Origin of the sequence: Citrobacter koseri ATCC BAA-895 (genome assembly GCF_000018045.1) — a bacterium.
Taxonomy (GTDB): Bacteria; Pseudomonadota; Gammaproteobacteria; order Enterobacterales; family Enterobacteriaceae; genus Citrobacter_B; species Citrobacter_B koseri.
The window spans coordinates 3,269,800-3,283,061 of record NC_009792.1 but is presented as its reverse complement, the minus strand read 5'-3'; the positions used below and the strand labels follow the sequence as shown (position 1 = coordinate 3,283,061).

Below are 13,262 nucleotides of genomic sequence, written 5' to 3'. Positions count from 1 at the left end.
AAAATTTCACTATTGCAAGGATGCATATTATGGATAAAACAAATATTAACTTAATGGAAAGGTATCTACTTCTGCTTGATCGATTCGTTGATAAACTCGCTGGATCTGGTTTCTCAGAGCAACGTATTATAGAACAATCATATCTTTTTTGTGCAGGATTTTATATCAAATACCAAAGTGGTATCGAAAAAATGACCTTCTCCAACAGGGAGGTTGTTTTAACCTTTCTGCTACTTTCATATTATAGTCATATAAATAAACTGGATGATGATTTGATCAACAAAGAGCGTATGAAACATGTATGTTCTTCATTGATTAACTTTATAGTCAGTAATGGTAGCCGAACAGAGAAAGTCTATGCTAATGAGAAAAGGAAATATGAGGCTTCAACTCTAAAAAGAGAATTATCGAAAAAGGATAAAAGGAAAAGATATGGATTGTAGTGTTTGTATGGTCTTCATTGAACTTACTTAATCTATAGTCTAAATTTTAATATTAGATTCGTAAATCGATAATTCCATGAATCTAATTATTGCTTAAAAGCATCCTCTTAGATGCTTTTACTGTTACTATGCATACATACCCAGAACCTTTAACAAACGATAATAGAGAGGAGTTGTGTATAACACCCCCCTGACCTTACTAAGGTTAGCGATATTATTCAGCATCGTTCTGTCAAACATTTAATTTTTTCTGGAAAATACTAATTCTACCTCTTAAGTTAATAACTTCTACTTGATAGTGTATTTTGGTAAGTGGAGTACAATTTTTTGATTGGATCGTCAATAAGAAAAAGCTAGAATCCTTAGAAGGACATAGATTTTCATAGGGTCAAGATATGACGATTGCAAAGGATAGTTCGACTGATGAAATCATTCATGGAAATGATCTCCGTGGAATGGATGATTTTTACATTAAGACAACGAGTTTTGAATGCCCATACGAGCTATGTAAAATTAAAGCCACACCTTGTAGTTTTACTATGAAACATGTTAATCAATCATATTTTAGATATGGTGATAAACATAAGGATGGCTGTGGTATTCATGATCCAAGATATAAAAACAATCATACTTCAAATGACGAAAGAAAACATAATTCGCCACCTGCTCCGGTTATATCACTTTTAAAAATTGATGTGAAACCAAGAGGTGGTATTAAAAATACCAGAAATAGTAAAAATGAAAATCACAAGACTGAAAATAAAGGAAATGAACATCCTGTATCTTCATCAAGTATTAAGCCAGTCGTAGACTATTACATAAATAATAGCAATCATTATGAACAGCTATCAATCCCTCCATATGGCACGCGATCTTATAAAGATACATTCCAACTTATTTTTTACAAAAACAACATACGTTATTACAAACCTGCTATTTATTATGGTGTAATCCAGTCTAATATTCGTCTGCATGAAGATTCAGAAAAGCATTGTCTTACTTTCCTTGCAAGGGATAAGAAAACCCAAAAACCATTTACGCTTGAAATTGATGTTTCTGACTGGAATGAAAGTCAGAAAGATGTGTTTTGGAAAGAATATGAAAAGCAAAGGAAGGAAGCTGATAGGTATTATAAGGGGCTTAAAGATAAAAGGAATGCTAAAAAATTCCTGACGGTTTTCTTTTTTGGGATGCCGGATGAAAATGATAAATTTCTATTTAAGACAAACCACTTTAAATTAGTATATGTGGCTTTCTTGGGTAAATTTGAAAGCTCATATAATGACAGTAATTATTACATTGAAAATGATCTGTCCGTATCATCATTGAATGAACAACCCATTTCATTATCTGATATAGACCATAAAAATCATGAATATAATATTGAAACTTCATTAGATTTTAGTTCTCCTTTGCCAGAGCCAGAGCCAGAGCCAGAGCCAGAGCCAGAGCCAGAGCCAGAGCCAGAGCCAGAGCCAGAGCCAGAGCCAGAGCCAGAGCCAGAGCCAGAGCCAGAGCCAGAGCCAGAGCCAGAGCCAGAGCCAGAGCCAGAGCCAGAGCCAGAGCCAGAGCCAGAGCCAGAGCCAGAGCCAGAGCCAGAGCCAGAGCCAGAGCCAGAGCCAGAGCCAGAGCCAGAGCCAGAGCCAGAGCCAGAGCCAGAGCCAGAGCCAATAAAATCCTCTTTAAAGGAAAATATTGAGACTGTAGAAATGAAGAGTAAAGTTTGGGGGAGGCTGAAAAAGATAATCACTTTCTTTAAAAAGTGATTTATGTTTTTTGTAAAAAAGCCCGTAGGTTTCAACTGCGGGCTAAATTTTCCCTTGATGCTGGTTTTGTCTTTTATCTAAAAAATGCCAGTCTTCACGTTGCTTGTTCCAGCATTAAAGATGTATGTGCTGACTTTTTCGCCTTTGAAAGAAACTGTCAGAGATTTAGTTTGTGAGTCTGCTCCACCTGCAAGCAGTCCCACAACGGGGATGAAAGAGGTTGCTTTGGACTGGCTGTTATACATAGTGTATGACCATTGCTCTTCACCATCGATCAAAGAACGGCTGTCAGGTTCACCGAACGATGCTAACACGTCCTGTTTTGTAGTTTTGCCTTTAACAATTTTGGTTTTCACACTTTCCTGCGTCTCATTTTTCAATGACTGGTTGCCTACTGAAGAACAACCTGCCAAGGTCAGAAAAACGAATCCTACGATTATGATTTTTTTCATACCACACTTTCCTTTTTTATTTTTAAATTTTAGCGCTTTACTGACTCAATAAGATTTCTAAGTTCATTTTCAAATTTCTGGCTTCTTCTTTTCATCAAATTGATACAAATAAAACTTCCAACTCTTGAGAAAAGATATGTAAACCACATGTATTTGTGGTCGCTCCACATGTAGCCGTCTTTAAATCCCCAGGGTAGTGTGAGAAATGAAATAAGTGCAGCAGCACAAAGTAAAATGAAAATAACGGTGAGAAACTTTGGAACAGGCATTGCTCTGTAATACGCTGCTGTGGAGGCAGTATGAAATAGCATTGTCAGAAAAGCGGGGATAATAATGGTTTTTCTTTTTAAGTTTACCTCGTGTTCACCCGTTTGCTTATTAACGATAAGCGCATCTTTATATGCATCATACGAACCATCCTCACTATATTGGCGAAGTTCGTATTTATGGATAGTGTGTGAACTTCTGAAAGGAATACCATAGTCAGAAATCTGCTTCTCATCCCTTGTGTTGGTTTTTACCCAGATATGACCATTGCCTGGATCGGAGTCAATGATAGTGGCAGAGAAAGTCTCAATAAATGTGAAAGTTTCACCAAACAGCACAAAATTGGGTGTCGTGATTTCCGTTTGCCGAGGATCATCAGAAAGACCAGCTTCAGCTTCTTTCTTCCTGCTTTTTGTAGCGGAGATGCTCATACAAGTTCCTTAGTGTTCAAGATGAAGTCATATTCGGTGATGTATGAAACCGTCCAGGCTTACAGTTGAGATGGTAGTTGCCATTTCAAACCCTGCGTTTGAGCTAATGAATAAGTAAATAGACTAGTTAAATCATATCGTTAGATGATTTCATGTAAATTGACATTTTGACTTAGTTCGTAAGAAACGCAAATCACTTGTACCGATCGATTATGAATTAAAGATAGGTGTGGACTATCAACACTAGAACATCGATCGGTATAAACGATCAATACATTGGGCTATATTTATCAAAAAAGGTTTGCCAGCCTTACATCGAAAGCGATGCTCTTCTGGATTGAGGTGCTGATTCGATGAGATTTTTTTGGGGGATAGGCATAATCTCTACCACTCTCACGCCAGTGATGGTTTTGTGTTTTCGAGGGCGTTTAAGGGTTGGTATTTTGAGGTTTTTCAACATACGATAAATTAAATCGAGGTAGGGGATGTATTCCAACCACCTGAATGCTGAAACTGCATAGCTTCGGTCGGGGGCTTCTTTTAACGATTCTTTAGCACCAGCACCATCTTCTAAGTGAAACTGCTTTACAGAAGCGTTAGTGTATTCGTCCTGACCAGCAGCTCGGTTATCGAGGATAAGTGCTTCTATAGGGCTGTGAACCTCTCTTGTTGTGATTTCAGGAGTATCTGTAGTTATGAACATACAAGGCGCTTCACTAACAGATTTTATCAGTGAGAACAGGAAACCATTATCGCGTTCCGGCTGGTAATCGAGTTTGCCCTGTAAAGCTGGCCAAGAATATCCTTTGCCAAGCTGAGATGCCTTGAAAGAAATTCCGCAGTATTCGAATGAGAAGCCGTTCATTTTCCCTGTTAAAGCAATATTTGGGATGGCCTTGATCCTTTGAGCAAGAAGCTGTTGCACGAAGCCGACAATAGATTGCCTGCTGCCAAGCAGTTCATTAAGGGCGTTTTGGATGATTGCTTTTGGGCATAGCTCACCAGTTCTCTTTTCTATCATCATCTCATTACGAGATTTTTTGAGCTTCGGTTTAGGTGAGGGCGCCGCTGGAGATGCTTTCGATCCTTTGGTTCTGGTTAACTGGTAGTCCTGCTCCAGCTCTTCTATGATACGTGTGCTGATAAGGTTCTCATTTTTACCTAAGTAGAGCTTCCCCGAACTGAGTTCGATGCGACTGGCGATGATATGGATGTGCTGGCCGGCCGCATCATCATGAAGGACATAGCATCTGAGGTGCGTTTCAGAGAAGCCCATTCGGGACATGTAATCATCAGCAATCTCTGACCACTGAGCATCTGTAAGCGCTTCGTTTTTCGGCAAGCGAAGCGAATTGTGCCAGACGGGTTTAGCAACATCCGGGCGAAGCGCTTTTGTGGTATTAAATTCAACTATCAGTTCTTCAGCAGCGCTTCCATCCATGTTCCCGCCAATCACTATCGGATCTTTTCTATGATGAGAAGCTGGTTTTAATGCGTAAAGCACGACACCAGCGAAGCTCTTACCCCTGCGGATTTTTTGCATTCCCTTCATGGGAAGCTCTCCACAGGTCAGCGGTAATTAAATGCAAGCGAAGCTCTGAGACCTGACGCTTTACGGCGAAGAGTTCAGTTTGCGTCAGAGAGCTTTCATAGCTCTTGCTATCAAGATGAGCCACAAGCTTGTTTAGCTTCTGCGAAATCTCACCAAGGGTTTTCCAGGCTTCAAAATTGATGGCTGGAACGACAGCAGGAAGTTTATTAAGTAAAGATAAGCGAAGCCACTCGCCTTTACGATGACGGCCTCGTTTCTCATTGAGAAGCGTTAGCTCTTCATCATTTAATCTGACACTGATGCAATGAGAACGAAGCTGGTTGTGTGAGAGCTTCGCTTCGTTAACGCTTCCATTACGGGAATGCTTACTTACAACGATCTTATTAAAAGTATTACTTTCGAACATATGAACTCCTTTTCATATAATTAAATAAAAGCATATTCCTTATGCTTAATTTATTTATATGATAGATGTGAATAATGTCAATGCAGTGTCTTGATTTTGCTTTTAATTTTTTCCAACCGAAGGGCGGAAAAACAAGGGGAACTCGAAGAAGCAGCGTAGCGCTTCGATGAGTTAGCCCTTGCTCTAAAAATCAGAATATTAATCTATTAACTAATAATTCATATACTATTTCTTTGATGCAGTTATCGTCAGCATCGGGATAACATTCTTTTCGTATAACTGCTATATCTTCCTGCGAAAGTTTATTCAGGATTTCATCTTTTTTGAAATTAGGTTTAGGATCATTTTTAATATTGTTAAAGTTATTATTAAACACTTCGTAAATGATAAAAAAGGCCTTTGCGAATAACATCATTCCTTTATCAAAAGTTGCCAAAGGGACAGCTATGTAAGGCTCTGCCCTACCTAACATAGTTATAATCGCCTCTTTTATTTCAGATGGAAGGTGCAAAGTGTGAAAAATAATATAACAATCCATGTAAACGTTATATGCGATTTTAAGTTTTTTCTTTTGCTCTGCACTATCATACTGCTGTTGTTTTAAAAATGTAGCAGGAGTGTTATTTATGTCTCTTTTGTTTCTGTAAGCATAAAATAATGCAGTGTGAACTAAAAACGGATTGATCAAATGTTGCTTTGAAATGGGACCAAAACTTAGGAAGAGTTCAATGATTTTTCTCAAGTTGGCATCTTTCATTTCATATATTTTTTTTAGAAATTGAATTCCACTATTATGGATATCCTTCGATGGATGATTAAAGGCATCTAAAAAGCTTTTCGTAAATTCATGACGCTGGAATTTATATCCATAATTAACCAGTCGATCCTTGGTTATATATGAATAATGTATGTATTTTTTTATTTCATCATCAAATGATGATGAATTTCCTTCCAAAGCGGCATAGTTTGCTGTCATCTCATAGCCATGCAATCTGGCGAATTTGCTTGACCAGTACTTGCATAGAAGGTCTGTGCAGCAATTGCTATCTAATGATATTAACGTTTTCCTGTTGTTAAATTCTTCTCGGTAGTCATCAAAGTTATATATTTTCCTTCTCATAACTTCAATAAGGTATAAATTTTTATTGCGCATTTGAATCCCTTTTTTAACTTATGCTTAAAAATATTTTTAATCATCAAAGAAACTACAATTTTAAATGTGTAGTTATTGTTTGTCTATCGAATAAGTATATTTTATAATTTTAATTCTATATCTTTTTTGACAATCATGATTACAAGTGTTATTCATAACTTAGTAAATATATTAAACCACCCCTATTTATTCGACAATTAAAATCTAAAAGGTGTATTATGAAAAAACTATTATTGTTTGTTATTCTGGTTATGGCTCTAGTCTCATTTTTTACGTTGTTATTAACTGACCAATCTTGGAAAGGAAATAGAGAATTAATAAATGTATTGTGTGGGGTTTTTCCCTTTATCTATTTATTACTATTTCCTTTCCTGTTATCTCCATTTAAGGCCGAGGAGGTGAGGAAGGAGTAATGTAATCAGCAATAGAAATAAGGGTTTTTGCAACTAATAATGCAGCTATTATACTAAGGGATAAATAACCAACTTTATTTTGCATAAAGTATGCAAATAAGTCGTTGGGCAAAAATGATATTGAGTCGATACACATTGAAAGAGCAGCTAAGCTGCCACTGATACCAAATAGAATTTCGATTAATTTTTCTTGACTCTTGTAAAATCTTATAATTCCAAGTGAAGCTATGATAGGTGGAAGTAGTAGCAGTTCTTTGGGGATCGGTAGGTTTTTTGAGTCCTTTACTATAACAATTATAATTAATGCAGCCATAGTTAATATTATTATTACCAAACATAATATATCAATACTCTTCTTTGTTGGCTGATAATTCATTTAAACCTCATCGCTTATATGTATTAGTTAATAACTTCATTCTGAGATCAGTAGTGGTAATTGAAATATAATAGCAAATCAACATTTCAAGCAACAAAAATTAACTTTGACAGCGACGCTTTCATCGATGAACTACAATAGAAAAACTTTCTCATAAGTAAACTAAAATCTATCTTTTGAACGGATTATATATATTTATCAGGGAGTTAATGGCCAATAAGTATACTGTTGCAGCATTAGCTTGTGGGTTATGTTTAAGCTGTTTTTGGTAAGGAAGGGGCCATACTTTTCCTTCCATAAAGAAACCAATCCCTTATGCTAACCACATCAGATCATCAACTGTCCATTTTTCAACGGGTTGAAATCGACTTTAGGCTTCCCTGACATCAATGGTGTCAACGCTACTGACCCACGCTTCTTCGATTAAGTCAGTACAGAATCCTTTCGCATTGTGATTACAGAATGGATACATCTCATACTATGAGCCACTAACAACTCTTTGAAATAAATACGTTTTAACGTCATGCTAGCTTCTTAGCTTCTTAGCTTCTTAGCTTCTTAGCTTCTTAGCTTCTTAGCTTCTTAGCTTCTTAGCTTCTTAGCTGTTTGCCGGTTCAAGCGGCATATGAAAATCAGAAAACATTATTGATTATCATAGGATAAGCAGCATCATTTTTCGGAATCGCCATTCGGATGCTAACATCCTGTAACATATTAATAAAATGGTGTATCCTTATTTCCATAGGAAAAATCCGCTTTAAAGCGGTTGCTGATTGTGATTATTAGTTTTGTGAGGCAATGGCAATGTGCGAAAGGATGTTTAAAAAAGATGTTTATTCTGAATGGGTTATACGCAATAGCCTGTATTGGATGACTTCTCTTACTCAATGGAAGCTTTGTGAAGATATATCCTCCTGGACAATCTCTTTTGAAAACGATAGTCCCGAATGCCTCTATGAATTCGAGAGGCTGCTGAATGATTACACTTTGCGAGAAAAACTACAGCATAAAACAGGGGCGTTGAGAGATTCTATTGTCCATAAAGTGCTTCGCAGTGTCGATGAAAGGCTTTCGTAATGGAATTGATGCCATTCAATTTTGACAGATTGCCTAATGGACAGGTGTTTATAAGCAATCTCGCTGGTTTTCATCACTTCATTGATGAGCAAGAGCTGCTTGATCTTTCTGATGAGCAAATCAATGCGGAACAATCAAACGCACTCGAAAGCAAGCTATTTATAACTAACGAAATCTCATCGGCTATAACTCCCTATGCTTTAAGTTCTGCTTTTGCAAAACGATTGATGAATGAACTGGCGGTCAGGCCAATTTTCATGATTGTGCCCACATTACGTTGCGACCATACCTGCAAGTATTGTCAGGTCAGTAGAGCTTCCGTGAACGCCTCTGGTTATGATCTAGATCCCGCTCTCATCCCTGATATCATTTCAACTATCAAAAAACTATCGACACCACCTTACAAGATAGAGATACAGGGTGGAGAGCCACTCTTGCGGTTCGATTTAATTCAATCTATCTATGAGCAATGTGCTGAAACGCTGGGAAGCACCGATTTTGAGATGGTTGTAGCATCAAGCCTGTCTGTCTTGAATGAGGATATGCTTGAATGGACGAGAGATAGGAACATAACGTTCTCTGTTTCGCTTGATGGTGAGGAAGTTGTTCACAACAGTAATCGAATTCTTGGTCATGGGCTTGCTTACAGTAGAACAGTGTCAGGGGTAGAGGCTATCAAACGGTCTTTAGGCGCTGGTCGCGTTGCAACGGTTACTACAGTTACTAAAGATCTCATTAGGCATCCTGAATCAATTGTCCAGGCTCACTTGTCTCTTGGCCTCAAGGACATGTTTATCCGACCTGTTAGTCCCTATGGGTTTGCACAAAAAGCATCGTTCACATTTTCTATGCGGGAATACTTCAGTTTCTATGCCTCGTTGATAGATGAAATCCTTAAGATGAATAATGAAGGGATAAGGGTTGTGGAACATTCGGCCTCCATTCATCTGAAAAGGATCTTCAATCCCGGCTTTAGTGGTTATGCGGATTTAAAGTCGCCAAGCGGGGTCGTGCTTAACAGTATTCTTTTCAATTATGACGGTCGAGTATATGGTAGCGATGAGAGCCGTATGTTGCAGAAGGTGAACCCTGAAACGGAGTTCAGTGCGGGTGAAGTTAAAACGCTATCATTTTCTAAGAGTCCTTACTATAACGCAGTGTTGAGTTCATCGTTCAATTTTGCTCTGCCAGGTTGTGATACATGTGCATATCAACCATTTTGCGGTGCAGATCCATGCCAGAACATAAGTGTACAGGGTGAGCCTGTTGGTGATAGGAGTCGTTCAACGTTTTGTCAGTATCACAAGGGGATGTTTAGGTATCTGATGAACTGCATCTCAGAAGGTGGTCCGAAGGCTGAGATGCTAAAAGGATGGGCATATGTCTGAGGTTATTAGGAACGATATCTTTCATTTTGCTTCAAAAAAGAATGTGCCCACGGGGTTCTATCGGTTATGCAAACAAAAACCAATGAACCCTTTATTCTTTTTACCCAATTTACTGGTAGTTGCTGAAGGCAATAATGATGCCATTCAACCATGCTTTGATTTCTCTGTTATTAGCACTGAATTATATGAGTCAATTGAAGATGGAGATATTGGGATAATCAACAATGGCAATATGATACGCGTAATTCTGTCCCGCAGAGCCAATCATAATACTGTCTTAGTAACGGAACGCTGCAATAACTTGTGTCTGTTTTGTTCGCAGCCACCAAAGAAATCAAATGATGACTGGCTACTTACCCAATCAGCTCTTGCTATAGCTTCATTTGGTTTGGATGGAGTTGTTGGGGTCAGCGGTGGAGAACCTTTGCTGTATGGAGATGATTTCCTTCACTTCATTGATTTTATCATCGAGAATTCACCAGATACTGCTTTGCATGTTTTAACAAACGGACGCAAATTTGCTGATATCAACTTTACTCAGGAAATGGCAAAGCGAAGCAAAAAGATCAAAATCACCTTTGGTATCCCGCTCTACTCATCAAGACCACTTGTGCATGATCATCTGGTAGGGAGTGATGGCGCATTTAATGAAACGGTTAAGGGTTTAATCAATGCAGGAAACTCAGGGATTAATATCGAACTTAGAGTTATTCCGACACTGGCTAACTATACAGAATTGGATGATATTGTAGAGTTCGTTGGCCGAGTGTTCTCCAACATTAATCAGATTTCCCTTATGGGGCTGGAATCTATCGGTTGGGCACGAAAGAACTGGTCAACAATCTTCATTGAGCACAGCAGTTATAGTGAGAAAATAACCTCCGCCATAGACGCTGCACACAGGTCAGGCATACCTCTAACAATTTTTAATTATCCTTTGTGTCATCTTCCTGAAAGAGCTTGGGAGCTTGCTGCTCAGTCGATCTCTGATTGGAAAAATTACTATCCGAAAGAATGTGATGAATGCACTCAGAAGTCTTCCTGTGCTGGTTATTTCAGTTCCTCAACAGGCCGTTTTCATCAACCACCGAGACCAATTTTATGAAAAAATTTAATTTTGCTGCTCTACTTCCGGGATTTTTGGCACTTAATAATTCTGTATGGGCAAGTGATTCATCTACCGGAGCAAGTGATTTGCCTGGTATGACTCTTAATGAACATGATTTAGTGATAGCACCACTTAACACCGAAGTTCCATTCTACATTGCAGGGCATCGCAGTCATAGCTCCCATCGGAGCCATAGTTCTCACCGATCATCATCAGGCGGCGGGTACTATGGTGGCAACACTCCTTATTATCCAAAAACATACAGCTCACCAAGCTCATCTGGTTCTTCAAGTTCAGGAACAAGTTCCTCATCGTCCTCTTCTGTGCGTTCGCTTCGTTCTAACGACAATAATTCTACTACTACGAATTCAGTTGGAACTACAGAAGCTAACCGTGCAAGTAATGGGCTGACTTCTGGTACAGAGAAGCGTAAGCGCTTAATCATGCGGGTCCAATTCGCTTTGCTGGACAACGGTTATTACAACGGAAATATTGACGGCATAATGGGGCCCTCCACAAGGCAGTCTATAAAAAATTACCGAATTGCAAAGGGACTACCAACGCCTGCAACTGAAACACTCGATCCTCAATTATTGAACTCATTAAATATTCTGGCTCGGTGATAAGTGCATTTTAAGTTTAAAAAGGAATGGGTATGTGGTCTGATGTTGAATCAAGTGTAGACTATTTGAACTTTGGAGAAGTCTCAAGTTTGGCTGTGGATATTTTAAAGTCAAATAATATGCTTCCGGTGTCTATTGGGATCTTTGGAAACTGGGGGGCAGGCAAGTCATCATTATTAAAAATAATAGAAAAACAGATCAGTGAAGAAGATGGTGAAGATATTTTAGTAGTAAACTTTGATGCTTGGCTTTATCAGGGTTATGATGATGCTAGAGCTGCTTTATTAGAAGTAATTGCAATAAAATTGAATGAAGCAGCTCAAGGTGATGAAAATATTGTTAAAAGGACATTCAATCTCTTTAATCGCGTAGATAAGGTCAGAGCTTTAGGGCTAACAATTGAAGGCATTGCACTGGCACATGGGATTCCAACTGGTGGGATAGTTTCACGGGGATTAAACGCAATTAAAGATGTCTTTAATAATGGCATCAATGAAGGTAATTATAAAGAGTCCATTGATTCAGGTAAGGAAATAGCTAAGATTGGATTAATTAGAGAAAAGGAGATAGCTACTCCTCCCCAGCAAATAAATTTATTTAGAGAAGAATATAGTAGTATACTTAAAGACTTAAATAAAAATCTGATTGTATTTATAGACAATTTAGACCGCTGTTTACCTCAAAATGCCATTCAAACTCTTGAAGCTATAAGGCTATTTTTATTCCTTCCAAAAACAGCTTTCGTGATTGCTGCTGATGAAGATATGATACGAACTTCGGTTTCTGAATACTTTAAAGGTACATCTGCAAGACACCATATTGATTATTTGGATAAACTTATTCAGGTACCTATAAGAGTGCCGAGAACAGGTCTTCTGGAGATTAGATCATATCTTTTTTTACTCCATGCAGTAAATGCAGGAATAGAGGAAGATTTAATTGAAGATCTACGACTGGCTTTAGAGAAATCTTTACAAGAGTCATGGCATGAAGATCCGATGAAGAAAGAAGATGCTCTTAAGGTTCTAAAATGTGAAGGAAACATAGAGTTAGCTATTGCTTTTGATCAAGTTGATCGAATCGCACCTATTTTCGCAACATCTCCTATAATCCATGGAAATCCACGTATTGTAAAAAGATTACTCAACATAGTTAAGATGAGATCAAATATTGCTAAGAGAAGAAAGATTTCGCTTGATGAAAATGTTATAACAAAACTTGTTATATTTGAACGTTGTGCTGGCGAGGAAGCCGCAAATGCACTCTATTCCATGATCGATACAAATAAAAATTTCAAAAAGATAATTAGTGAATTAGAAAGTAAAAAATTAGATGAACTTCCTGATTCAGTGCCTTCGGTATGGAAGAAAGATGATACAACAAGTGATTTTATTCTTAAATGGCTTGAGCTTGAACCAAAGTTAAGTGATAAGGATTTACGTGCGGCCGTATATCTTTCTCGTGAGACTATGCCTGCGGGACATTATGTTCTTGGTCTTTCGCCAAAAGCAAGGGAGGCATTGAATATTTTGGTAGCAACCAAAAGAAAAAGTTCACAAGCGGCTTCGAGAGCTTTGAAAGATATTTCTAATGAAGAATTCATTCCGGTAATGGAAGGGATAATTGAACATCTTAGAAATATAACAGAATGGAGCAGCCAGCCAGATGGTTTTGCTGGAGCCATATTAATCGCTGACAATAATATAGATGCAGCTAAAATACTTAAAAGATTCATCGCTGGTATCAATGAACAACCTCATTGGATGAATATGCTTATAAAAGACAAAACATGGAATAAATAAAGGGG

13 protein-coding genes are annotated in these 13,262 nt (G+C 38.0%); 7 read left to right on the top strand and 6 right to left on the bottom strand.

Annotation, left to right across the window (positions count from 1 at the left end; genetic code table 11):
* Positions 1–29 precede the first annotated feature (29 nt).
* Positions 30–443: a hypothetical protein gene (locus tag CKO_RS15075; protein ID WP_024130760.1), complete on the top strand. Its 414-nt coding sequence runs from the start codon at positions 30–32 to the stop codon at positions 441–443.
* 395 nt (positions 444–838) lie between these two features.
* The gene (locus tag CKO_RS22615) at positions 839–2,209 is read left to right on the top strand and encodes a hypothetical protein (protein WP_012134303.1); all 1,371 of its coding nucleotides are present in this window, start codon (positions 839–841) and stop codon (positions 2,207–2,209) included.
* A 77-nt stretch (positions 2,210–2,286) separates the two neighbouring features.
* On the opposite strand, the gene bamE is transcribed toward CKO_RS22615, so the two are convergent.
* From bamE to CKO_RS23375, 6 genes are all read right to left on the bottom strand, one after another.
* Positions 2,287–2,589: an outer membrane protein assembly factor BamE domain-containing protein gene (gene bamE, locus CKO_RS15060; protein ID WP_001417601.1), complete on the bottom strand. Its 303-nt coding sequence runs from the start codon at positions 2,587–2,589 to the stop codon at positions 2,287–2,289.
* 101 nt (positions 2,590–2,690) lie between these two features.
* Positions 2,691–3,359, bottom strand: coding sequence for a hypothetical protein (locus tag CKO_RS15055; RefSeq protein ID WP_012134300.1), 669 nt, complete (start codon positions 3,357–3,359; stop codon positions 2,691–2,693).
* A gap of 310 nt (positions 3,360–3,669) precedes the next feature.
* A complete protein-coding gene (locus tag CKO_RS15050; protein ID WP_024130759.1) occupies positions 3,670–4,911 on the bottom strand; it encodes a relaxase/mobilization nuclease domain-containing protein in 1,242 nt (413 codons plus the stop codon).
* On the bottom strand, positions 4,880–5,317 hold the full coding sequence (locus tag CKO_RS15045; protein WP_012134297.1) for a hypothetical protein: 438 nt from the start codon (positions 5,315–5,317) through the stop codon (positions 4,880–4,882). The genes CKO_RS15050 and CKO_RS15045 overlap by 32 nt, the downstream gene beginning before the upstream one ends.
* Before the next feature lie 190 nt (positions 5,318–5,507).
* On the bottom strand, positions 5,508–6,470 hold the full coding sequence (locus tag CKO_RS15040; protein WP_012134296.1) for a hypothetical protein: 963 nt from the start codon (positions 6,468–6,470) through the stop codon (positions 5,508–5,510).
* Positions 6,471–6,854: 384 nt separating this feature from the next.
* The gene (locus CKO_RS23375; protein WP_012134295.1) at positions 6,855–7,259 is read right to left on the bottom strand and encodes a hypothetical protein; all 405 of its coding nucleotides are present in this window, start codon (positions 7,257–7,259) and stop codon (positions 6,855–6,857) included.
* 804 nt (positions 7,260–8,063) lie between these two features.
* On the opposite strand from CKO_RS23375, the gene hxsD reads away from it, so the two are divergent.
* Genes hxsD through CKO_RS15010 form a run of 5 tightly spaced genes read left to right on the top strand, consistent with a single transcriptional unit; the run spans position 8,064 to position 13,257 of the window.
* Positions 8,064–8,336 (top strand): His-Xaa-Ser system protein HxsD, encoded by a 273-nt coding sequence (gene hxsD / locus CKO_RS15030; protein ID WP_023302415.1) that lies wholly within the window; start codon positions 8,064–8,066, stop codon positions 8,334–8,336.
* On the top strand, positions 8,336–9,724 hold the full coding sequence (hxsB, locus tag CKO_RS15025; RefSeq protein ID WP_012134293.1) for a His-Xaa-Ser system radical SAM maturase HxsB: 1,389 nt from the start codon (positions 8,336–8,338) through the stop codon (positions 9,722–9,724). Before hxsD ends, hxsB begins: the two co-directional genes overlap by 1 nt.
* The gene (hxsC, locus tag CKO_RS15020) at positions 9,717–10,829 is read left to right on the top strand and encodes a His-Xaa-Ser system radical SAM maturase HxsC (RefSeq protein WP_012134292.1); all 1,113 of its coding nucleotides are present in this window, start codon (positions 9,717–9,719) and stop codon (positions 10,827–10,829) included. The genes hxsB and hxsC overlap by 8 nt, the downstream gene beginning before the upstream one ends.
* On the top strand, positions 10,826–11,455 hold the full coding sequence (hxsA, locus tag CKO_RS22610; RefSeq protein WP_024130757.1) for a His-Xaa-Ser repeat protein HxsA: 630 nt from the start codon (positions 10,826–10,828) through the stop codon (positions 11,453–11,455). The genes hxsC and hxsA overlap by 4 nt, the downstream gene beginning before the upstream one ends.
* 32 nt (positions 11,456–11,487) lie before the next feature.
* Entirely contained in the window at positions 11,488–13,257 is a 1,770-nt protein-coding gene (locus CKO_RS15010; protein ID WP_024130756.1) for a KAP family P-loop NTPase fold protein, read from the top strand.
* Positions 13,258–13,262: the final 5 nt, after the last annotated feature.

Bases quoted from the DNA above. Each gene is read 5' to 3' on its own strand.
- CKO_RS15040 (WP_012134296.1), bottom strand. From the start codon at position 6,470: ATGCGCAATAAAAATTTATACCTTATTGAAGTTATGAGAAGGAAAATA.
- hxsD (WP_023302415.1), top strand. From the start codon at position 8,064: ATGTGCGAAAGGATGTTTAAAAAAGATGTTTATTCTGAATGGGTTATA.
- hxsA (WP_024130757.1), top strand. From the start codon at position 10,826: ATGAAAAAATTTAATTTTGCTGCTCTACTTCCGGGATTTTTGGCACTT.
- CKO_RS15010 (WP_024130756.1), top strand. From the start codon at position 11,488: ATGTGGTCTGATGTTGAATCAAGTGTAGACTATTTGAACTTTGGAGAA.
- CKO_RS15045 (WP_012134297.1), bottom strand. From the start codon at position 5,317: ATGTTCGAAAGTAATACTTTTAATAAGATCGTTGTAAGTAAGCATTCC.
- CKO_RS15075 (WP_024130760.1), top strand. From the start codon at position 30: ATGGATAAAACAAATATTAACTTAATGGAAAGGTATCTACTTCTGCTT.
- CKO_RS15055 (WP_012134300.1), bottom strand. From the start codon at position 3,359: ATGAGCATCTCCGCTACAAAAAGCAGGAAGAAAGAAGCTGAAGCTGGT.
- CKO_RS22615 (WP_012134303.1), top strand. From the start codon at position 839: ATGACGATTGCAAAGGATAGTTCGACTGATGAAATCATTCATGGAAAT.
- CKO_RS23375 (WP_012134295.1), bottom strand. From the start codon at position 7,259: ATGAATTATCAGCCAACAAAGAAGAGTATTGATATATTATGTTTGGTA.
- CKO_RS15050 (WP_024130759.1), bottom strand. From the start codon at position 4,911: ATGAAGGGAATGCAAAAAATCCGCAGGGGTAAGAGCTTCGCTGGTGTC.
- hxsB (WP_012134293.1), top strand. From the start codon at position 8,336: ATGGAATTGATGCCATTCAATTTTGACAGATTGCCTAATGGACAGGTG.
- hxsC (WP_012134292.1), top strand. From the start codon at position 9,717: ATGTCTGAGGTTATTAGGAACGATATCTTTCATTTTGCTTCAAAAAAG.